Genomic DNA, 20647 nt, shown 5'->3' with positions numbered 1-20647 from the left:
CCGCTGCCGCTGCCCTGTCCCCGGGTGAGGTTTCCAAAGGGGAGGGCTCTTTTCAAAAGAGTCCTTCCCTTTCCTCCTCCGTCCCCTGGCAGGAGGACCATCAGACCAACTCCCCGCCATGTACATGAAGCACCTTGCCGCCCAGAAGCTGCGGCAGGCGGTCATCCTCGCAGCAGGTGATGAACACCTGCCCGCCGTTGATGCGGTTCAGGACGAACTCTTGCCGTTTCGGGTCCAGTTCGCTCAAAACATCGTCCAGAAGCAGCACTGGATACTCTCCGGTGACGTTTTTATAGATCTCCCGCTCTGCCAGCTTCAGCGCCAGAGCCGCCGTCCGGGTCTGACCCTGGGAGGCGTACTGCTTGGCGTCCCGGCCGTTAATGGTTACCAACAGGTCATCCTTGTGTGGTCCCGACAAGCACAAACGGGAGGACCGCTCCGCTGACTGATGGGATTCCATGTGCTGCCGGAGCTGCTCGGTCAGAACTGCAATGTCCACGGCCGGGTCCGTGACAGAGGACACCGTCTGATATTGGATATCCAGCTGCTCTCTTCCGCCAGAACACTCCCGATGGTTGGCGGCGGCGTATTCCCGCAGCCGCAGGGCGAACTGGTGGCGGTAGTGGACCAGCACCGCGCCGAAGCGCACCAGCTGCTCATTGAACTCCGGCAGGGCGGTCAGCAAGTCCGGCCGCTCCTCGGCGTCCCGCAGAATGCGAGTTTTGTGGTCGTAGGCCCGGTTATACTCCGCCAGGACGGCGGCGTACCGGGGCCGAAGTTGACATAAAGCTGTATCCATGAACCTCCGCCGGGCGGCGGCTCCCTCCCGGATCAGAAACAGGTCCTCCGGACAGAAAAACACGGTGTTGTACACGTCACTGAGGGCCGCGCTGTTTTTGGCGGGCACCTGATTGACGGACATTTTCCGCCGCCGGTCCCGGAACAGGTCTACCTGTACCTTAAATTCCCGGTCCCGGGCAAATGCCTGAGCCAGCATCCGGGCGGAGGGGGCATCGAACCGGATCATCTCCCGGTCCGTCCTGGCCCGTGGCGACTTGCCGCAGGAGAGGTACACCAGCGCCTCCAGCAGGTTGGTCTTTCCCTGGGCATTCTCGCCGAAGATCACGTTGCACCGGGCGTCGAAGTCCACGGTCTGGCAGCCGTAATTGCGGAAGTTCTCCAGTTCCAGGCGGTCAATCCGCATAGGCGACCGTCAGTTCCTGTCCCTCAAAGGACACCACGTCCCCGGGACGGATCTTCTTGCCCCGCATGGTGCAGACCTCTCCGTTGACCAGGACCTCGCCGCACTGGACGCACTCCTTGGCCATGCCGCCGGTCTCCACCAGGTTGGCAAATTTCAGCAGGTCCTGTAGCTTGATAAATTCAGTGTTAATCGTAATCGTTTTCATAAGTTACTCCGCACTTTTCAGTCTGACGGGCAGCACCATATAGAGGAAGTTTTCCTCGCCCTCCACGGGAACGATGACTGCCGGAGAAACACCGGTGTTCAGTTCGATTTTCACCGTATCCGCCGGAGCAAATCGCAGGGCCTCCATCAAATAGCGGTTGTTGAAGCCGATCTCCAACCCGTCGCCGTCACCGGAGACGCGGCAGACGTCCTTGGCCTCGCCGTTGCCGGTCTTTGCGGACAGCATCACCTTGTCATGGTCAAAGATGCAGCGGACAGGGCTTTTCAGCTTTTCGGAAATCACCACGGACACGCGGTCGATGCTCTGAATGAGGGATTTGGTATCGGCAACGACGGAAATAGGGTTCTTCCGGGGAATGGCGTTCTTATAATCCAGAAACTCACCCTCCAGTCGGCGGCAGATCAGCTCCGTGTCACCCACCTCAAAGAGAATGTGGCGCTTACCAAGAGTGACGGATGCCAGATCCTCCGCGTCGCCGCAGATACTTTTGACTTCGTTGAGAGCCGCGCCGGGAGCCACGAATGAGAAAGCACCTCCGTCAATTTTTTCCAGGGGTTCCCGACGGACCGCCAGGCGGAAACCGTCCACAGCCACCATGGTAAGGCCCTTGTCATTGATCTCAAAGAGGGCTCCGGTGTGGACCGGGCGGCTTTCGTTGGTTGACACGGCAAAGGCTGTCTCCTCGATCATGGCCCGCAGGGTCTTTTGCTGGATGGACACGGAAAACTCATCCTCTACCTCCGGCAGGTCGGGATAGTCTGCGGCAGACAAGCCCAGAATATCAAAGTCCGCATCTCCGCAGGAGAGGTGTACCATCTGGCGTTCGTCAGCGGTAAAGGTCACCACATCGTCAGGCATCCGGCGGATGATATCTCCAAAAAGGCGGGCGTTCAGGACAATATCACCGCCCTGAACCACATCAGCACCTACCTTGGTGCGGATGCCGGTCTGCATATTGTAGCCAGAGACCGTCAGCTGGTGGTCTACATGGATCAGCAGACCCTCCAGCGCGGGGATGGAACTCTTTTGGGCCACGGCTCTGCTGGTGACGGCGATGGCATTCTGCAGCAGGACTTTTTCGCAGCTGAATTGAATCATAGTAGACTTCCTCTCTGTATGGAGTGTGTCGCTTTTCAAAAGAAAAGAACAAAAGTTTTTAGAAAAAGCAGTCGTAGAACAAAAGCATGTGGAAAAAGGGGAAAACCCTTGAAATAGCAGGACTTTGAGACTTCACAGATCATGTGGAAAAAGTCAGGCGTTTTTCAACAGCATTTTCAGACGAAATGTTTTCCACAGAAGAGTTTTCCTTTTCCACACGGTTCGTGGAAAATCAGCGCTTGGAATTGATGTTGGTTTTGATCTCCTTGACGGTCTCCGCGAAGGCCGGTTCCTTCTTCATTTTCTTCTCCACCTGCTGGATGGAATAGAGGACGGTGGAGTGGTCCCGGTTGTCGAAGACCTTGCCGATGTCGTCCAGGCTCAGGTTGGTCATGGACCGGATCAGATACATGGCGATTTGGCGGGCCTGTACCGCGTCCCGGACGCGCTGCTGTCCCCGGATCACGGATTCCTCCAGGCTGTAATACTTGCTGATGTATTCCAGAATGGCTTCGGGGGTGGGGATATACTCGTTGCTGCGCTTCAGAATGTCCTGCATGGCGCGGGTGACGGTCTCCTCATCGGCGTCGTTGCCCAGCAGGTCCTTGTAGGCAAGAATCTTGTTGATGGTACCCTCCAGCTGGCGGACGTTGGCGGTGACGTTCTCCGCGATATAGGCGGAAATTTTGTCCGGCAGCTCCATGCCAAGCAGGGCGGCCTTGTTCTTCACGATGGCCAGCCGGGTCTCAAAATCCGGGGGAGCCACGTCCACCAGCAGGCCCCACTCGAACCGGGTGCGGAGACGGTCCTCCAGCTGGGTCATTTCAGAGGGGGGACGGTCGGAGGTCAGGACGATCTGACGGCCGGATTCGTACAGATTATTGAAGGTATGGAAAAATTCCTCCTGGGTCTGTTTCTTGCCGGCGATGAACTGAATATCGTCCACCAGCAGCAGGTCTGCCTGCCGGTATTTTTCCCGCATCTCGGCAGTCTTGCCCTCCCGGATGGCATCCACCAGTTCATTGGTGAAGTCATCGCCTTTCACGTAGGCGATTTTGGACCGGGGATCGTTGCGGCGGATCACATTGGCGATGGCGTAGATCAGGTGGGTCTTGCCAAGGCCGGAGTCACCGTAGATCAGCAGGGGATTGTAGTTCTGGGCCGGATGCTCGGCCACGGCCTGGGAGGCGGCGTAGGCCAGCTTGTTGGAGGGACCCACCACGAAGGTCTCGAAGGTGAATTCGTCGGAGGTGAAGCGGTCGCTCTGTTTCCGGACAGTGCCGCCGTTGAACTCGGCAAAGGCAAGGTCATCCAGAATTTTTACTTCAAAGTCGGTGGAAAAGATATCGTGGAGACTGTCCTTGATATTTTTCAGATACAGGGATTCGATGTAACCCTTCTTGAAATCATTGGCGCAGTGGAGAATAAATGTGTTGCCCCGGATATCCACCGCTTCCAGCTCGTCGAAAAAGGCAGCGATGGTGGTCTCCGAGAGTTCTTTTTTCAGCTGTTGCAGGACAATGGACCACACGTCAGCGACTGAGTTCAAAAAGATGCACCTCTCTCTAGTAAATAGTGAATCATGACAAAACAATACACATTTATTATAGCAAAAAAACCAAAGAGACGCAATACATATTCTAATATAAGAATTGGAATTTCCAGAGAAAAGACATGACCAGATATAGGGACTGTTCAGCAAATGAACACCATATTTTGATTTTGATGTTTCAAAAGCGGAAAAAAACAGGAGTTTTTCTGAAATTTCAAGTTTTTATTGACATGTTTTGCAAAAATATGTTATACTAATCCACGCGTCGATAGACGCCTGAAATCATTTACTGCGCCGTTTTCCCTGAAAACGGTGTCGAGTAAGCGTCATGGAAACATGACCGGAAATCTGACAGGAGGTGTCTCAGCATGGCTACCAAACGTACCTATCAGCCCAAGAAGCTCCACGGCCAGAAGGTCCACGGCTTCCGCAAGAGAATGGCTACCGCCAACGGCCGCAAGGTCCTGGCCCGCCGCCGCGCCAAGGGCCGCGCTCGTCTGTCCTACTAATACGGAGACGGAAGCGCGGGAGACACTTGAACAGACGCCTTATGGGACGGCGGGGATTTTGCGAGATCCCTCCGTCCCTATTTGGGTTTCTGTCCGAAGGCGAGAGGGAGCAGTATGAAGCGAGCGGTCACGTTGAAAGAAAATCACGAGTTCCGGCGGCTTTACCAGAAAGGTAAATCGGCGGTGGGGGGCGGCATGGTCCTGTATTGCCGGAAAAACCGGCTGGACCATAACCGCCTTGGTCTCACTGCCTCTACCAAGCTGGGTCACGCCGTGGTACGCAACCGGGCGCGGCGCCGTCTGCGGGAGGTATACCGTCTCCACAGTCCGGAGCTGAAGCAGGGCTATGATATTATCCTGGTGGCCCGGACCCGCACGGTGAAAGCCTCCTGGCAGGAGTTGAACGATACCTTCGTGAAGCTCTGCCGGAAGCTGGAACTGCTGGAGGACAAGCCGTGAAGCATGTTCTGAAGGCTTTGATCCGGTTTTATCAGAGGGCCATTTCACCCTATCGGCCCCGCTGCTGCAACTATATCCCGACCTGCTCTCAGTACGCCCTGGAAGCCATTGAAAAATATGGCGCCCTGAAGGGCGGCTGGTTGGCGTTTAAGCGCATCCTCCGCTGCAATCCGTTCCATAAAGGTGGATATGACCCTGTGCCCTAATTCGAAGGGGAGCAGGCTCCCCCTCGAGCTCCCCCACCACCAGTGACGTCGGTCACTGGTGAGCGCGCCCAAGGCGCTTGGGTCGAGGTATTTTCGCCACGCACATGTCGCGGCGAAAATGATTTCATTTGCTTCTTTTGCCTTTGGCAAAAGAACTGGGGAAACAAGAGGTTTCCCCTAGCCCCCTTCCTTTGTTACCTCGGCCCCATCTTTATTTGGAGGAAACGTTTATGTTTTCAACCCTTGGATACTACATTTGTATCCCCTTTGCCGCGCTGGTCAAGCTGTTTTACAACCTGACCAACTCCTACGGTGTGGCTATCATTCTGTTCACCGTCGCCATCAAGCTCATCATGCTGCCCTTCCAGATCAAGTCCAAGAAGAGCATGATCCGGATGAACCGCATGTCCGGCAAGATGCAGGAGATCCAGAAGAAGTACGCCAACAACCAGGCAAAAATGAATGAAGAGATGCAGAAGCTCTACGAAGAAGAGGGCGTCAGCCCCATGAGCGGCTGCCTTTGGAGCTTCATTCCCCTGCCCATTCTGATCGCCCTGTACTCCATCATCCGTCAGCCCATCACCCACTTCATGATGATCTCCAAGGAGACCGCTCTGGGTCTGCTGGACAAGGCTGCTGCCGCGGGTGTGGATATCAGCGCCCTGACCATGACCAGCAAGGATACCGTACAGTTCTCTGCCTATGGCCAGATCGGCCTGGTGAAGGCCATTACTTCCCAGTGCCCTGAGATCGTGGAGGGTGTGGACGGCTGGATCAACCTGAATTACAATTTTCTGGGCATGGACCTGACGGTCACGCCCTGGGAAGCCGTGAAGAACTTTACCTTCACCGCCGCCATCATCGGACTGATCCTGATCCCCATCCTGGCAGGCGGCTTCCAGCTGCTGATGAGCATTTACACCATGAAGAACCAGCCTCAGCAGGGAGCCAACGGCGCTTCCATGAAGAGCATGATGTACATGATGCCCCTGATGTCTGTGTACATCGGCTTCATCATGCCCGCCGCCCTGGGTGTGTACTGGATCGCCCAGAGCGTGTTCTCTCTGATTCAGGAAGTCATCATGACCAAGTTCTTCAACAAGAAGATCGAGGAAGAGGAGAACGCCCGCTATGAGGCCCGTCAGGCCGAGCGCCAGAAGCGCATGGAGGAAGGCCGGAAGCAGCAGGCAGAACGCAAAAATCAGGAAGAGCGCAAGCAGACCCTGAAGGAAAAGCAGAAGGCCGCCCAGGCTGCCAAGGCCACCAAGGCTGCCAAGGCCGGTATCAGCACCACGGAGGCGGGCCGTGTGGGTAACCGCCCCTATGCCCGCGGACGTGCCTACAAGGCCGACCGCTATGACGAAAAGGAATAAGGAGCCGTTATGAGAGAGTTTATTGACGTAACGGGTAAGACCGAGGACGAGGCCATCAGCAAGGCCCTGGCCCAGCTGGGCCTGGATCGTGACGATGTGTCCGTTGAGATCCTGGAGCGCGCCAAATCCGGCTTCCTGGGCCTGGGCAGCTGCCCGGCCAAGGTCCGTGTCAGCTACGGTCCGGAGGAAGAGGAGGAGATCATTCCTCCCGCACCCCAGCCCAAGACCGAGAAGGCAGAGCCCGTCGAGCAGGTCAGAAAGCCCAAGGCTCCGGAGAAGAAGCCGGAGAAGAAGGTTGAAAAGCCCGCTCCCAAGAAGGAGAATCCCCCCAAGAAGGAAAGCACTCCCGCCGTTCCTTCCCAGGACCTGGGCGAGGAAGTGGACGATGAGAAGGCTCAAGCCATCAAGACCTTCCTGAACGGCCTTCTGGCCCAGATGGAGAGCAACGCCGAGGTGAAGGTCTACCAGCCCGAAAAGGGCCGCTACAAGGTGTTCCTGGTGGGCGATAACCTGGGCGCCCTGATCGGCCGCCGGGGTGAGACCCTGGACGCCATTCAGCAGTTGACCAGCTACGCCGTGAACCGTACCGGCGGCCGCGTCCGGGTCCAGCTGGACGCCGAGGGCTACCGGGAAAAGCGGGAGCAGAGCCTGCAGCATCTGGCCTGCAAGGTGGCCGGCAAGGTGGTCAAGTACCGCCGCAGTGTGACCCTGGAGCCCATGAACGCCTACGAGCGCCATGTGATCCATACCGCCCTGCAGGATGTGCCCGGTGTCACCACCTACTCCACCGGCGTGGACCCCAACCGCCGTGTGATCGTAGCCTACGACCGCGACAAGCGCTGAGCGCTTTCGAGGGGGAGCAGGCTCCCCCTTGAGAATCCCCTACCACCAGTGACGTCGGTCACTGGTGCGTGCGCCCCAAGGGCGCACAGGTCGGGGTATTTTCGCCACGTACATGCCACGGCGAAAATGATTGGAACAAGAGAACTGCCCGGAGTTTTCCGGGCAGTTTTTTTCTGTTCGTGACAAAACCGTCCCCATCGTCGTATCATAGATGAAAGCTTTCAAAACAGGAGACCGGCATGGAACGACAAGCCTTTATGGATGCTGTGGCCCAGCATCAGGATATGGTATACCGTGTGGCCCTGCACTGGTTCGGCGTCCCACAGGACGCGGAGGACGCGGTGCAGGAGGTGTTTCTGCGGCTGTATATGGAGGAAAAGCCCTTCGATGGGCCGGAGCATCTGCGCCGCTGGCTGCTGCGGGTGACGGTGAACGTCTGCAAGGATGCTCTGAAAAGTCCCTGGCGGAAGCGGCGGATGCATGGGAGGCGATCTATGTGGAAAAGTTGTTGCAGGCGGTGTGCATCCTGGAGCAGGCGCAGAGAAAAACGGAAGAAATGGCGATTGAAAAGGACATGATATGGGATTTTCCTTGACATAGAGAACATTTTATACTAAAATGTGGACACTGTGTTGACAGGGAACAGTATCCCCGGCACCCGGGTTCAGAGAAGAGGCGGTTGGTGAAAGCCTCAGTCGGGAAGGGGGAGAAGGCACCCTTGAGCAGCGGAGCGGAAATGCTCCGCCGGCCCCCGCCGTTACCGGGACAGAGTGCGTATCAGCCAGATACGAATTCAGGTGGAACCACGGATCGATTTTGATTCGCCCTGAGCCGAAAACCGGCTCAGGGCGTTTTTTACGTCTTGAGCCAAACCAAAAAAGGAGACGAAAGACATGAAAAACACCGAAAAGACCATGGAAAAGATCGTGGCTCTGTGCAAGAACCGCGGCTTCATCTTCGCAGGCAGCGAGATCTACGGCGGCCTGGCCAACACCTGGGACTACGGCCCTCTGGGTGTGGAGCTGAAGAACAACGTGAAGAAGGCCTGGTGGAAGAAGTTCGTCCAGGAGAACCCCTATAACGTGGGCCAGGACGCCGCCATTCTGATGAACCCCCAGACCTGGGTGGCCTCCGGCCATCTGGGCGGCTTCTCCGATCCCCTCATGGACTGCAAGGAGTGCAAGGAGCGTTTCCGTGCCGACAAGCTGATCGAGGACTTCTGCGCTGAGCAGAACATCACCCTGGAAAAGCCCATCGACGCATTCTCCCAGGAGGAGATGGCTGCTTTCATCGAGGACCATAACGTGCCCTGCCCCACCTGCGGCAAGCACAACTTCACCGATATCCGTCAGTTCAACCTGATGTTCAAGACCTTCCAGGGTGTCACCGAGGACGCCAAGAATACGGTCTACCTCCGTCCCGAGACCGCCCAGGGCATCTTCGTGAACTTCAACAACGTCCAGCGCACCACCCGCCGCAAGCTGCCCTTCGGCGTCTGCCAGATCGGCAAGTCCTTCCGCAACGAGATCACCCCGGGTAACTTCACCTTCCGTACCCGCGAGTTCGAGCAGATGGAGCTGGAGTTCTTCTGCAAGCCCGGCACCGACCTGGAGTGGTTCAACTACTGGCGGAACTTCTGCCATGAGTGGCTGCTGAACCTGAACATGAAGGACGAGAACCTGCGCCTGCGGGACCACGACCCCGAGGAGCTGTGCTTCTACTCCAAGGCCACCACCGACTTCGAGTTCATGTTCCCCTTCGGCTGGGGCGAGCTGTGGGGCGTGGCAGACCGCACCGACTACGACCTGACCCAGCACCAGAACACCTCCGGCGTGGATATGACCTACTTCGACCAGGAGACCAATGAGCACTATATCCCCTACGTGGTGGAGCCCTCCCTGGGCGCCGACCGTGTGGTGCTGGCCTTCCTGGTGGAGGCCTACGACGAGGAGGTCGTGGACGAGGCCAAGAACGACGTCCGCGTGGTCATGCACTTCCATCCCGCTCTGGCCCCCTTCAAGGTGGCCGTCCTGCCGCTGAGCAAGAAGCTCAGCGACAAGGCCCGCGAGATCCAGGCCGAGCTCAGCAAGGAGTGGATGGTGGACTTCGATGAGACCGGTTCCATCGGCAAGCGCTATCGCCGTGAGGACGAGATCGGCACGCCCTACTGCGTCACCGTGGACTTCGACACCGTGGGCGACGCCGAGAAGGAAGGCGACAACTGCGTCACCGTCCGTGACCGCGACACCATGGAGCAGGTGCGTATTCCCATCAGCGAGCTGAAGGCCTATCTGACTGAGAAGCTGGCTTATTAAGAATGACCCAACAGGGCGGGTGTTTCACCCGCCCTGTTTTCACAAAGTTCACGCTTTTTGGGGATAGTTGTGGTAAAATCGGAAAAAAGAAGGGAGGAGAGATGGTTGCTGTATTTACAGACGTTTTCCCTGCCTGATGAGTGCCGGGAGTGGACCTTTCTGGAGAAGGACCCGGAAAACAGGCGCACCTGCTACGGCAGCCGCTATCCCTTCGGCATTTTTCAGAACAAGGGCATTCCAAAACTGGAGTTTGAACCTATCACCATTTTCTGCGGCGGAAACGGCAGCGGCAAGACCACCCTGCTGAACCTGATCGGCGAAAAGCTGGCGCTGCAGCGGGGGGCGGTGTTCAACCGCAGCTCCTTTTACGGCGCTTATCTGGATCTGTGCCGGGCGGAGACCACCCGCACCTTTGACCGGGAAGTCCTGGCCAACAGCCGGGTCATCACCAGCGACGACGTCTTCGACTATCTGCTGGATTTTCGCTGTATGAACGAGAACATTGAGACCAGACGGCGGGAGCTGCTGTCCGAGTACATGGACAAGCGGTATTCCCGCATGCAGATGCGGTCTCTGGAGGACCTGGACGAGCTGCGGAAGGTGGTGGATGCCCAGCGGCACACCGGCTCCCGCTATGTGAATGACCAGCTGATGCGGGACGTGCCCGGCAAGTCCAACGGCGAGAGCGGTTTTTTATACTTCACCCGCCACATTCAGGAGAATGGTCTCTACCTGCTGGACGAGCCGGAAAACAGTCTGTCCGCCCGGCTGCAGCTGGAGCTGGCCCGGTTTCTGGAGGATTCCGCCCGGTTTTACGGCTGCCAGTTCGTCATCGCCACCCACTCGCCCTTCCTGCTGGCCTTGAAGGGCGCCCGCATTTACGACCTGGACCGGACCCCGGTCTCCACCTGCCGCTGGACGGAGGTGGAAAACGTCCGGACCTTTTACGACTTTTTCAAGTCCCATGCGTGTGATTTCTGAAAAATGCCCTAGTTTTCCACAAAAGAGGTGACCTGTTTGAAAAACTTCTGGCTGTTCCAACCCTCAGCCGCCGGACTTTCAGGAGGAAAGAAAGCGGCCTTCTGGCTTTGGAACGGACTGGTCCTGCTGCTGGCGGGCCTGTGTCTGGGGGGGCTGTCCCTGTTCTTCGCTTACGGTGACTACCCCGATATCCTGATGAAAAGCTATTTCCAGCATCCCCTCATCGCGGTGCTGAACATTCTGCCGGTGGTGCTGGGGCTGTTTCTGGTGTATTTCCTGGTGGGGCGGCCCTGGCTGGCCTTTCTCATCACCGGGGTGGTGGTCTGGGGCTTCTCCTTGGGTAACTATTATAAGCTGCGGTTCCGGGACGATCCCCTGATGTTCGAGGATATCCGCCACATCCGGGAGGCAGGTTCCATTGCCCTCACCGCCAACTACGACCTGACTCCCGACAAGCGGGTGTGGTTCGGGTTGCTGTGCCTGATCTTCGGAACGGTGTTCCTGTGGTTCCTGGTACGGGGACGGCTCCGGTGGAAGGCCCGCCTGCCGCTGCTGCTGGCGGGGGTGCTGCTGTGTGTTCCTGTCTGGAAGCTCTGCGCCGACAAAAACATTTATAACGCCAAGACACAGAATTACGATTATATCAACCGCTGGTCCTCTACCCAGGTGTATTTCTCCAAGGGCTTCGTCTATCCCTTCCTCCACAGCGCCACCACCGGCACCATCAAGGCCCCGGCGGGCTACAACCAGCGGGAGACGGCGGCCTTGCTGGCCTCCTATGAGGACGCCGACATTCCGGCGGAGAAGCAGGTGGATGTGATCGTTCTGCAATTGGAGGCCTTTGCCGATTTCTCCCGGTTTGAGGGCGTTGAAGGTATTGACTTTGAGAAGGCCTACGAGGTTTACCATGAGATCGAGGCCGAGAGCTATACCGGCAACCTGCTGACCAACATTTTTGCCGGCGGCACGGTGAACACGGAGCGGGCGGTGCTGACGGGCTTCGCGGACCAGTGGAACTACCGGGTCAACACCAATTCCTACGGCTGGTATTTCCAGGACCAGGGCTACACCGTGGAGGGCAGTCACCCCAGCTACGCCTGGTTCTACAACCGCCAGAACGTCAACGGTTATCTGGGCATTCCCACGTATTATTACTACGAAAACCGGTACAGCGACCTGTACACCGGCGGTATCGCCACGGACAATGTGCTCTTTCCGGAGATTTTCAGGCTGTATGAGGAAAACCGGGACGGGGAGGGAAAGCCCTACTTCTCTTTCAACGTGACCTATCAGGGCCATGGGCCATACGACACGGAGAGCGTATGGCGGGGCATGCACTACACCGACGGCCGGTATTCCACAGCTACCACCAACATTGTGGATAACTATCTGGGCTCTGTGTCCGACACGGCGGAGCAGCTGCGCAAGCTGCTGGATGACTTCGCCGTCGAGGAGCGGCCTGTGGTCGTGGTGGGCTTCGGGGATCACAAGCCTTGGCTCGGGGACGGAAACTCCGCCTATCAGGAGCTGGGGATCAATCTGAACACCTCCACGGAGGAGGGCTTCTATAACTACTACGGCACCCGGTATTTCCTCTGGGCCAACGACGCCGCCAAAAAAGCACTGGGCAAGGACTTCGTGGGGGAGGGGCCGGATGTGTCCTCCTGCTTCCTGATGAATCTGCTCTTTGACCTGTGCGGCTGGGAGGGTAACGCCTGGACCCAGGCCACTACGGATGTATGGCAGGTCATCCCTGCCGTGACCACGGTGGGGGGATACGTGCAGGACGGGCAGTTCACCGAGACCCTGGACGAAGCCGGACAGAAGGCCCTTGAGACCTACAAGGCTCTGGAATACTACTATGGCACCCATTTCCGCTATTGAATCATTCGAAAGGACAGGGGGCACGCTATGCGTGCCCCCTGTTTTGTGATATTCACCAAAAAAGGTCGACCTTTTTCTGCGGTGTATTTCAGCGGGAATACTTGTAATTCTGCCCGTCTTTTTGTATCATAAGGATACAAAAACTGTTTTCCTTCATGAAAATTTGTTTGATATGGAGAGAAAACGGAGAAAAGAGGGAGAGTATGGAGAAAATCTTTCGACTCAAAGAGAACGGAACTTCTGTCCGTACCGAGATCCTGGCGGGTCTCACCACCTTCATGACCATGGCCTATATCATCGCCCTGAACCCCAACCTGCTGACCAACTTTGATGTGGGTTCCCAGCTGTGGAACGGCGTGTTCATGGCCACCTGCATCGCCTCCGCCATCGCCATGTTCTGCATGGCCTTCCTGGCCAACAAGCCCTTTGCCCTGGCCCCCGGCATGGGCCTGAACAGCTTCTTTGCCGTGGTGGTCACCAACATCGTGGGCCTGACGGGCATGACCTATGTGGAGAGCTTCCAGGCGGCCCTGATCATCATTCTCATTGAGGGTATCGTGTTCATCGCCCTGTCCATCCTGAACATTCGTGAGAAGATCGTGGAGGCCATCCCCCTGGGTGTCCGCCTGGGTATCGCCCCCGCCATCGGCATCATGCTGATGAATATCGGCCTGGGTTCCAACGCGGGCATCTACTGCGAGGGCAACGGCTTTGCTGCTCCCTTCTATGTGATGCGGGACTTCTTCGGCGCCCTGACGCCCAGTGTCATCAAGGGCTCCATGGGTGACGCGGGCTACCACGCCATGCTGCTGACGGTCATCACCATGTTTGTGGGCCTGTTCGTCATGGTGATCCTGGCGAAGAAGGGCATCAAGGCCGCCGTGCTGCTGGGTATGCTGGTGGCGTCTGTGGTCTATTGGGCCGGTGAAGCCCTGTTCCTGGGCATCAATCCCTTCGCCTCTCTGGCGACCGCTTCCTTCGCGCCGCCCTTCGCCGATATGGCCCAGACCACTCTGTTCAAGTTCAACTTTGCCGGCCTGCTGCAGGTGGGTTGGTTCACCGTCATCACCCTGGTCATCACCTTCTGCATGATCGACATGTTCGACACCATTGGCACCCTGGTGGGTACCGCGTCCCGGGCCGGCATGGTGGATGCGGAGGGCAACATGCCTAACATGAAGCAGGCCCTGCTGTCCGACGCTATCGGCACTGTGGCCGGCGCCTGCACCGGCACCTCCACCGTCACCACCTTCGTGGAGTCCGCCTCCGGCGTGGAGGCCGGCGGCCGCACCGGCCTGACGGCCCTGACCACCGGCGTGCTGTTCCTGGCTTGCATGTTCATCGCCCCCATCGCCGCCATCATTCCGGCAGCCGCTACCTCCGCAGCGCTGATCTACGTGGGCGTCCTGATGCTGATGGGCCTGAAGAACGTGGATTTCAGCGACATGGACCAGATGCTGCCCGTGTCCCTCATGCTGATCGGTATGCCCATCTCCGGTTCCATCGGCCACGCCATCGGCCTGGGCCTGATCTCCTACACCGTCATCAAGGTCTTCTCCGGCAAGGCCAAGGACGTGTCCGCCCTGACATATGTCATTTCGGCGCTGTTCCTCATCAAGTTCTTCCTGGTGGTGTGACATCCCATACATCAATGTAAAACGGCCCCGGGACATCGTCCCGGGGCCGTGCTTTCTTCAGAAGAACATACCCATGAAGCCATCGGGCATCTGGCGGCTCTGCTCCCAGACATCGTCAAACTGCACCCGGTTCAGGGCCGTCACATTGCCCTCGGACCCGGCCGCCTGGCGGGGATCCGTGGGGGGCTCGTCCAGGTCATCAAAGGACTGATACACACCCACCCGGAAGACCTCTACCTTCCGCCGGGGGCAGCCCCGGCTGTCCAGCTCCAGATACAGCTTCCAGGGCTCGTCCTCTTCCTCGTGGTCCCATTCGATCATATAATACTGCATAGCGTTCTCCTCACTTGCTGAAAAATACTTCAATGGCCGCCCGGTCCGTCTGCACGCTGCCCTGGGCGAAGCCGCCCCGGCCGCCGCCCCGACCGTTCAGGGCTTTGTTCAGGTCCTTTACCAGAGGGGCAATGTCAGTGCCGTCGGCTCTCACCAGGGCGTAGGCGTACTGCCCGTCCTCCCCGGCGAACACCGCCGCCAGACCGCCGCAGCGCTTTGCCACAGCGTCTGCCAGCTTCCGCACGCTGTCGCCCTTCATGGGGGGCTGGAACAGTACCACGTCGCCCCGGCCCTCGTTGTCCCGGGCCATGGATTCAAAGACTGCCTCCTCCAGCTGGGCCATGCGGACTTTGGCGGCGGACAGTTCCGCCTCCAGCCGCTCCACGGCGGCCAGGGTATCCTGGGGCTTGACGGAGAGCTGCTGGCCGATGGCCCTGGCCTGGTCGTAGGTCCGGCACAGGTAGTCCAGGGCCCGTTTGCCGCACAGAATTTCCAGGCGGACGCCCTCCCGGAACTTCTGGCAGGACAGGACCTTGATGATGCCGACTTGTCCCGCCCGCAGAACATGGGTGCCGCAGCAGGCGCAGCAGTCCGCCTCCGGGAAGGTGACGATGCGGACTTTCCCGGTCAGCTCCTTCTTGCTGCGGTAGTCCAGAGTCGCCAGCTCCTGGGGGGAGGGATAGGCGATCTCCGTCGCCTGATCGGCCCAGATGACCTCGTTGGCCTTGCGCTGGGCGTCCAGAGCCTGATCCCAGGAGATGTCGGCGTTGTAGTCAATGGTGACGGTGTCGGCGCCCAGGTGGAAGCCCACGTTGTCGCAGTGGTAATCGGCGCAGAGAATGCCGGAGATGATGTGCTCGCCGGAGTGCTGCTGCATGTGGTCAAAGCGGCGGGCCCAGTCGATGCGCCCGGTGACAGTCTCCCCAATTTCCACAGCCTGGTCGCAGGTGTGGAAAATGACCCCGTCCTTTTCGTGGACGTCGGTGACGTTGGAACCGCCCAGAGTGCCGTGGTCCGCAGGCTGGCCGCCGCCCTCCGGGTAAAAGGCCGTGCGGTCCAGAACCACCTGGAAGCCGGTTTTCCCGGCCTCACAGGCCAGGACCGTGGCGGTGAATTCCCCCATGAATGGGTCTTGATAGTATAGCTTTTCCGTCTCCATGTGGAAAACTTCCTTTCCTTTCAGCCATTAAGAGGCATCTTTCAAATCAATGAAGTGAACAAATAGTATATTCGATCAAAAACAATACAAATTGTATTTAGATTTGCAGGAGTCCTAGCGATTGCTTCCACCGCAGCACCCGGCGGCAGGCGGTGTTGATGACGGCTTCGTCCAGGGTGCCGGTTTCCACGGTCTCCATGACCCTGGGGATCTGGGTCCGGTAGTCGGTGGTGAGGACCAGGTCGTTCCCGGCCTCCAGGGCCATAACGGCCACGGCACCCTCCCCGGCGTAGGCTGCTACGGCGTCCATGGCCAGATCGTCGGTCATGACCACACCGTCAAAGCCCAGCTCCTCCCGCAGGATGCGGTGGACCTCGGGGGACAGGGAAGCGGGCAGGTCCGCATCCATGCACTCCACGATATTGTGGGAGACCAGCACGGCGGTCATGTCTCCGCCGCTTTCAAACCCGGCGGAAAAGGGGAGGAAGTCGCTGTTCACAAAGTCCTCGTAGGGCCGATCGTCCACAGCAATGCCGGTGTGGGTGTCCGCGTTGTCGCCGTAGCCGGGAAAGTGTTTCAGAACGCTGCCCATACCGTCAGCGGTCATCTGGCCAGTGACGGCAGAGACATAGCCCGCTGTGGCGGCTGCGTCCTGGCCGAAGGTGCGGGGGTAGATGAAGTCACTGGAATTGGTGGACACGTCCGCCACCGGAGCCAGATTGACGTTGAAGCCCAGAGCCTTCAGCAGCACATCCTTTTCCCGGGTGTCTGCCGCAACGCGCTCCATGCCGCCGCTGGCAAACAGTTTTTGGGGAGACTGAAATTTGGAGGAGCGAAGACAGGGATTGGAGCTGACCCGTACCACGCTGCCGCCCTCTTCATCCACGCCGATCAGCAGAGGAATGGATGCGTTGTCCTGATAACTTTGGATGGCCTGGATCAGCTCGTTGGCGGTCTTGTCCTTGGTGTCCCGGCCGAAGAGGATGTAGCCGCCCAAGTGATAGGTCCGCACATCCTCCGCGGCGCTCTCTGCCGGACAGCGGACGAAAAACAACTGGCCCACCTTTTCTTCCAAGGTCATGCGGCCCAGCAATTCCTCCAGCGGGTCGACAGGCGGTTCCGGTACCGGCGCGGGAGAGGGTTCGTATGGAGCGGGGGGAGGCTCTGGAGCGGGAGATGGCTCCGCTGTCTGCGGAGCGCCGCCGCAGGCGGCAAGGGAAATAAGCGTCAAAGCGGCCAGCAGCGCCGCCAGCAGTCGTTTCATAGGCACCTCCCGGAAGTTGATGGGGATAGTGTATCATAGTTGGAGAAAAAAAGAAAGGATGCGATGATCACGCATCCTTTTCTGTATTTATGTACAGTTCTTCTGTTTCCTGCTGTGCGGCGATCAAAAGCGCTTTGGCCTGTCCGTAGTTTTGCGCTTCCAACGCTTCCAAAACGTCGGTGCAGGCGTTGAATAGTTTGTAATAGAGTGCCTGATAATCCATGACCTATCACCTCGTTATAGGCATTATAATAACTATAACGAAAGAAGTCAAGTTCCATATAATTGGCATGAGGTGATACCATGCCGATTTCATTTGCACCTATGCGGAAATATATGAAGGAACACAATATTTCCTATTACTATCTTGCTAATGAGGGTATAGAATCTGGAACGCTCCAGCGGATTCGTCATGATCAGCCTGTTACGACCACGACCCTGGGAAGGCTGTGTAAAATCATGCACTGTCATCCAGAGGATTTGATTTGCTATCAGGAGTCAGAAGAAGAGTAAACTCCCCATTCCGTTTGGAATGGGGAGTTTTTTCTTTATTCCTCGGGCTTCACCAAGGCGATGTGCAGCTCGTCCAGCTGCTTCTGCGTGACTTCGCTGGGGGCGTCCATCATGACGTCCTGGGCGTTCTTGTTCATGGGGAAGGGGATGATCTCCCGGATGGAGTCCTCACCGGCCAGCAGCATGACCATGCGGTCCACGCCGGGGGCGATGCCCGCGTGAGGGGGAGCGCCGTAGGTGAATGCGTTGTACATGGCGGGGAACTTGGCCTTCACATCCTCCTCACCCAGGCGGACCAGCTCGAAGGCCTTGATCATGATCTCGGGGTCGTGGTTCCGCACGGCGCCGGAGGAGAGCTCCACGCCGTTGCACACCAGGTCGTACTGGTCGGCAGTGATGCTCAGGGGATCGATCTCGCCCCGCTCGGCCTGCAGCAGGACCTCCAGGCCGCCGGAGGGCATGGAGAACGGATTGTGGCAGAACTCCAGCTCGCCGGACTCGTCGCCGATCTCGTACATGGGGAAGTCCACGATCCAGCAGAAGGCGTACTGCTCGCGGTCCTGATGGCCGGGAACAGCGGCGCCCAGGGTCTTGACCAGGACACCGGCGGTCTTCTGGGCGACGCCCAGGGTGCCGGCGGAAAGGGCCACAAAGTCGTTGGCCTTCAGGCCCAGAGCGGAGACCACCTGCTCCTTGATGGGCTGGACGAACTTGGCGATGCCGCCCACGATCTCGCCGTTTTCATCCAGGCGGAACCAGTAGGGCTTGCCGCCGGAGACGACTTCCACATCGGCCAGGGTCTTGTCGATGAACTTGCGGGTCTCATGGAAGTCGGAGACCACCACGGCCTTGACCTTATTGCCCTCGAAGGGACCGAAGCCGCAGCCACCCAGCACCTCGGTCACGTCTTGAACCGTCAGGTCGATACGCAGGTCAGGCTTGTCGGAGCCGTACTTCTCCATGGCCTCCAGGTAGGGGATGCGCATAAAGGGTGCGCCGCTGGCCCGGTCATACTTGCCGTACTTGGCGAAGATGGGAGGGAGGACTTTTTCGCAGACGGCGAACACGTCCTCCTGGGAGGCGAAGGCCATCTCCATATCCAGCTGATAGAACTCGCCGGGGGAGCGGTCGCCCCGGGCGTCCTCGTCCCGGAAGCAGGGAGCGATCTGGAAATACTTGTCGAACCCGGAGGTCATCAGCAGCTGCTTGAACTGCTGGGGAGCCTGGGGCAGGGCGTAGAACTTGCCGGGATGCTTCCGGGCGGGCACCAGGTAGTCCCGGGCACCCTCGGGGGAGGAGGCGGTCAGGATGGGGGTGGTGATCTCCAGGAAGCCTTCGGCGGTCATGGCCTGCCGCAGGGCGGCCACCACGTTGCAGCGCAGGATGATGTTGCTCTTGACTTCGGGGTTCCGCAGGTCCAGGTAGCGGTACTTCAGCCGCAGGGCCTCGTCGGCCTCCCGGCTGCGGTTGATCTGGAAGGGCAGCTCGTTGTGGCGGCAGCGGCCCAGGACCTCCACCTTGGCGGGGACGACTTCGATGTCGCCGGTGGGGATCTTGCTGTTTTTGGAGTCACGCTCCCGGACGGTGCCCTCCACGGAGATGGTGGACTCCTTGGTGATGGCCTTGAAGGTGTTCACCATGTCCTCGGTCTCGGCCACCACCTGGGTGGTGCCGTAGAAATCCCGGACGACGATGAAGGCCAGACTGGCGGAGACCACGCGGACGTTCTCCATCCAGCCCACGATTTTGACCTGCTTGCCGGCGTCGGTCAGGCGCAGCTCCCCGCAGGTATGGGTACGATTCTGCATCATAGTTGGTTGTTCCTTTCTGTATATGAAATGGGTTTATTGATTTTGAAAATTCCAGGTGATGAAGGGCGAAGCCATCAGCCGCTGATAAACGGCACGGAGGTCCATGGAAAGCAGCATGTCGGTGGGAACTGCCTTTTGCAGCAGGGACTTGGAGAGCTTTTCCAGATCACTGTGATAGAGATATTCACCCGACTTCCAGTCGGCTTCGCAGTAAAAATCTTTCAATTTCAGGTTCAGCTTGCTGTTTTGGCTTTGCTGCTGCCAGCAGGCAGCGGAAAGCCCCAGATAGCCGTCCATGCTTTGAGCGTACGCCGCGCTTTCCGCAAGCTCTTTCTCGGAAAGGGAAATCCCCTTTTCTTTCGCCATGACTTGGAATGGCGCGGAGTAATCGCACCAGAACCGAATGGCATCGGTCAGTGCTTTGTCTGCTCCGCCCTTGCGTTGATAGAGAGCGGTGCACAGCTGGTTGCCAAACAATGCCGCGGTGACTTCCTTACCGTCTACGGTCAAGAGAACCGTCTCCGGTTCCACACCGAGAACGTCTCGGCACAGGTCAAAGGATTTCAGCGTGAAGGTCAGCCGCTGGGCTGGGTCCGTCAGGCGGGCCAGCATGGCGGCGGCTGCGCCCCGGGTCAGGGATGCGGATTCCCCAAAGGTGCCGTAAGCGTCGCTGCCGTTGAGGATACCGGCCCGGTAAAAGGCCAGGACGCGGGTATCTGTACTGTCGGGGACAATATGGACTTCGTTGATGGCGGGAAGCGGCTCCGGCAGCACGCCTGCCAGCATGGTGACAAAGCAAAGCCGGGTGCAGGGGGTGTTAGCGAAATCTAAAGTGGTCCAATCAAACCGCCGGAGAATTTCCCGGACACTGTCATCCTCGCAATGGCTGCTCAGATAGTCCACGGCGGGCTGATACCAGGGTTCCCCCTCGCCGGGGGCGGGGAGCACACCGTCGCCGCCCCGCAGCAGGCTGTGGAGCCGGGCGGTGATGACGGTGATCTGAGCGCCGGTCAGGGGAGAGACAGCATCAAATTTCGCGGTGGACTTTCCCTCCATGAGCCCGGCCTGATAGACCGTCTCCACATAGCTTTCGCACCAGGTCCCTGTTACATCCGCAAAGGAGGGGCTGCCCTTGACTTTGGGTATCAGCCATCCGCTGCTTTCAGCGGCAGAGACAGGGAGGGTGCACAGGAGCATCGTCAGAGCCAGGAACAGGGCTGCAAGGCGTGATTTTCTCACAAAATCAACTCCTGATTGTATAGTTTTAATAGTATATTACA

The 20647-nt window shown here is 58.3% G+C and carries 21 protein-coding genes and 1 other annotated feature; of the genes, 11 read left to right on the top strand and 10 right to left on the bottom strand.

What is annotated here, in order from left to right; genetic code table 11:
- Positions 1-100 precede the first annotated feature (100 nt).
- The 4 genes from recF to dnaA form a co-directional block, all read right to left on the bottom strand.
- Entirely contained in the window at positions 101-1204 is a 1104-nt protein-coding gene (gene recF / locus JQM66_RS03980; protein ID WP_235228517.1) for a DNA replication/repair protein RecF, read from the bottom strand.
- The gene (locus tag JQM66_RS03975; protein WP_235228516.1) at positions 1194-1409 is read right to left on the bottom strand and encodes an RNA-binding S4 domain-containing protein; all 216 of its coding nucleotides are present in this window, start codon (positions 1407-1409) and stop codon (positions 1194-1196) included. Before JQM66_RS03975 ends, recF begins: the two co-directional genes overlap by 11 nt.
- Before the next feature lie 3 nt (positions 1410-1412).
- Positions 1413-2528, bottom strand: a complete 1116-nt coding sequence (gene dnaN / locus JQM66_RS03970) for a DNA polymerase III subunit beta (RefSeq protein WP_235228515.1) — start codon at positions 2526-2528, stop codon at positions 1413-1415.
- A gap of 232 nt (positions 2529-2760) precedes the next feature.
- A complete protein-coding gene (dnaA, locus tag JQM66_RS03965) occupies positions 2761-4077 on the bottom strand; it encodes a chromosomal replication initiator protein DnaA (RefSeq protein ID WP_235228514.1) in 1317 nt (438 codons plus the stop codon).
- 371 nt (positions 4078-4448) lie between these two features.
- Here dnaA and rpmH point away from each other — a divergent pair, with 371 nt between their 5' ends.
- The 10 genes from rpmH (at position 4449) to JQM66_RS03915 (ending at position 14287) form a co-directional block, all read left to right on the top strand.
- Positions 4449-4589, top strand: a complete 141-nt coding sequence (gene rpmH, locus JQM66_RS03960) for a 50S ribosomal protein L34 (protein WP_021751147.1) — start codon at positions 4449-4451, stop codon at positions 4587-4589.
- A gap of 114 nt (positions 4590-4703) precedes the next feature.
- Positions 4704-5048, top strand: coding sequence for a ribonuclease P protein component (gene rnpA, locus JQM66_RS03955; RefSeq protein ID WP_235228513.1), 345 nt, complete (start codon positions 4704-4706; stop codon positions 5046-5048).
- Positions 5045-5254 carry a membrane protein insertion efficiency factor YidD gene (gene yidD, locus JQM66_RS03950; protein WP_235228512.1) on the top strand — a complete coding sequence of 70 codons (210 nt, stop codon included), beginning with the start codon at positions 5045-5047 and terminating at the stop codon, positions 5252-5254. The genes rnpA and yidD overlap by 4 nt, the downstream gene beginning before the upstream one ends.
- Before the next feature lie 230 nt (positions 5255-5484).
- Positions 5485-6627, top strand: a complete 1143-nt coding sequence (gene yidC, locus JQM66_RS03945) for a membrane protein insertase YidC (RefSeq protein WP_235228511.1) — start codon at positions 5485-5487, stop codon at positions 6625-6627.
- 9 nt (positions 6628-6636) lie between these two features.
- Positions 6637-7470, top strand: a complete 834-nt coding sequence (gene jag, locus JQM66_RS03940; protein ID WP_235228510.1) for an RNA-binding cell elongation regulator Jag/EloR — start codon at positions 6637-6639, stop codon at positions 7468-7470.
- 239 nt (positions 7471-7709) lie between these two features.
- Positions 7710-8048: an RNA polymerase sigma factor gene (locus JQM66_RS03935; protein ID WP_235228509.1), complete on the top strand. Its 339-nt coding sequence runs from the start codon at positions 7710-7712 to the stop codon at positions 8046-8048.
- 45 nt (positions 8049-8093) lie between these two features.
- Positions 8094-8302: a binding site (T-box leader), on the top strand.
- A gap of 61 nt (positions 8303-8363) precedes the next feature.
- On the top strand, positions 8364-9785 hold the full coding sequence (locus JQM66_RS03930; RefSeq protein WP_235228508.1) for a glycine--tRNA ligase: 1422 nt from the start codon (positions 8364-8366) through the stop codon (positions 9783-9785).
- Positions 9786-9890: 105 nt separating this feature from the next.
- A complete protein-coding gene (locus JQM66_RS03925) occupies positions 9891-10766 on the top strand; it encodes an AAA family ATPase (protein WP_235228507.1) in 876 nt (291 codons plus the stop codon).
- Positions 10767-10802: 36 nt separating this feature from the next.
- Entirely contained in the window at positions 10803-12650 is a 1848-nt protein-coding gene (locus JQM66_RS03920) for an LTA synthase family protein (protein WP_235228506.1), read from the top strand.
- Positions 12651-12853: 203 nt separating this feature from the next.
- Positions 12854-14287, top strand: a complete 1434-nt coding sequence (locus tag JQM66_RS03915; RefSeq protein WP_235228505.1) for an NCS2 family permease — start codon at positions 12854-12856, stop codon at positions 14285-14287.
- Between the two features lie 57 nt (positions 14288-14344).
- Here JQM66_RS03915 and JQM66_RS03910 read toward each other — a convergent pair whose 3' ends face one another.
- From JQM66_RS03910 to JQM66_RS03895, 4 genes are all read right to left on the bottom strand, one after another.
- Positions 14345-14620 (bottom strand): DUF6881 domain-containing protein, encoded by a 276-nt coding sequence (locus JQM66_RS03910; protein ID WP_235228504.1) that lies wholly within the window; start codon positions 14618-14620, stop codon positions 14345-14347.
- Between the two features lie 10 nt (positions 14621-14630).
- Positions 14631-15779, bottom strand: a complete 1149-nt coding sequence (locus tag JQM66_RS03905; protein ID WP_235228503.1) for an alanyl-tRNA editing protein — start codon at positions 15777-15779, stop codon at positions 14631-14633.
- Between the two features lie 97 nt (positions 15780-15876).
- Entirely contained in the window at positions 15877-17043 is a 1167-nt protein-coding gene (locus tag JQM66_RS03900) for a glycoside hydrolase family 3 protein (RefSeq protein ID WP_235228502.1), read from the bottom strand.
- A 67-nt stretch (positions 17044-17110) separates the two neighbouring features.
- The gene (locus JQM66_RS03895) at positions 17111-17266 is read right to left on the bottom strand and encodes a hypothetical protein (RefSeq protein ID WP_235228501.1); all 156 of its coding nucleotides are present in this window, start codon (positions 17264-17266) and stop codon (positions 17111-17113) included.
- Between the two features lie 80 nt (positions 17267-17346).
- Between JQM66_RS03895 and JQM66_RS12775 the strand changes: the two genes are divergently transcribed.
- Positions 17347-17556, top strand: coding sequence for a helix-turn-helix domain-containing protein (locus JQM66_RS12775; RefSeq protein WP_407946001.1), 210 nt, complete (start codon positions 17347-17349; stop codon positions 17554-17556).
- Positions 17557-17591: 35 nt separating this feature from the next.
- Here JQM66_RS12775 and aspS read toward each other — a convergent pair whose 3' ends face one another.
- Together aspS and JQM66_RS03885 are read right to left on the bottom strand one after the other, a co-directional pair.
- On the bottom strand, positions 17592-19367 hold the full coding sequence (gene aspS, locus JQM66_RS03890) for an aspartate--tRNA ligase (RefSeq protein ID WP_235228500.1): 1776 nt from the start codon (positions 19365-19367) through the stop codon (positions 17592-17594).
- A gap of 33 nt (positions 19368-19400) precedes the next feature.
- Positions 19401-20606 carry an S-layer homology domain-containing protein gene (locus JQM66_RS03885; RefSeq protein WP_235228499.1) on the bottom strand — a complete coding sequence of 402 codons (1206 nt, stop codon included), beginning with the start codon at positions 20604-20606 and terminating at the stop codon, positions 19401-19403.
- Positions 20607-20647 lie beyond the last annotated feature (41 nt).

The sequence above is a fragment of the Oscillibacter valericigenes genome (assembly GCF_021531915.1).
In the GTDB taxonomy this organism is placed as follows: domain Bacteria; phylum Bacillota; class Clostridia; order Oscillospirales; family Oscillospiraceae; genus Oscillibacter; species Oscillibacter valericigenes_A.
The sequence above is the reverse complement of the archived record's forward strand: the minus strand, read 5'-3'. Positions and strand labels throughout refer to the sequence as shown.

Coding starts and splice junctions, on each gene's coding strand:
- rnpA (WP_235228513.1), top strand. CDS start 4,704: ATGAAGCGAGCGGTCACGTTGAAAGAAAATCACGAGTTCCGGCGGCTT.
- JQM66_RS03935 (WP_235228509.1), top strand. CDS start 7,710: ATGGAACGACAAGCCTTTATGGATGCTGTGGCCCAGCATCAGGATATG.
- JQM66_RS03900 (WP_235228502.1), bottom strand. CDS start 17,043: ATGAAACGACTGCTGGCGGCGCTGCTGGCCGCTTTGACGCTTATTTCC.
- rpmH (WP_021751147.1), top strand. CDS start 4,449: ATGGCTACCAAACGTACCTATCAGCCCAAGAAGCTCCACGGCCAGAAG.
- JQM66_RS03905 (WP_235228503.1), bottom strand. CDS start 15,779: ATGGAGACGGAAAAGCTATACTATCAAGACCCATTCATGGGGGAATTC.
- JQM66_RS03930 (WP_235228508.1), top strand. CDS start 8,364: ATGAAAAACACCGAAAAGACCATGGAAAAGATCGTGGCTCTGTGCAAG.
- jag (WP_235228510.1), top strand. CDS start 6,637: ATGAGAGAGTTTATTGACGTAACGGGTAAGACCGAGGACGAGGCCATC.
- JQM66_RS03910 (WP_235228504.1), bottom strand. CDS start 14,620: ATGCAGTATTATATGATCGAATGGGACCACGAGGAAGAGGACGAGCCC.
- JQM66_RS12775 (WP_407946001.1), top strand. CDS start 17,347: ATGCCGATTTCATTTGCACCTATGCGGAAATATATGAAGGAACACAAT.
- aspS (WP_235228500.1), bottom strand. CDS start 19,367: ATGATGCAGAATCGTACCCATACCTGCGGGGAGCTGCGCCTGACCGAC.
- JQM66_RS03975 (WP_235228516.1), bottom strand. CDS start 1,409: ATGAAAACGATTACGATTAACACTGAATTTATCAAGCTACAGGACCTG.
- recF (WP_235228517.1), bottom strand. CDS start 1,204: ATGCGGATTGACCGCCTGGAACTGGAGAACTTCCGCAATTACGGCTGC.
- dnaN (WP_235228515.1), bottom strand. CDS start 2,528: ATGATTCAATTCAGCTGCGAAAAAGTCCTGCTGCAGAATGCCATCGCC.
- JQM66_RS03915 (WP_235228505.1), top strand. CDS start 12,854: ATGGAGAAAATCTTTCGACTCAAAGAGAACGGAACTTCTGTCCGTACC.
- JQM66_RS03895 (WP_235228501.1), bottom strand. CDS start 17,266: ATGGATTATCAGGCACTCTATTACAAACTATTCAACGCCTGCACCGAC.
- yidC (WP_235228511.1), top strand. CDS start 5,485: ATGTTTTCAACCCTTGGATACTACATTTGTATCCCCTTTGCCGCGCTG.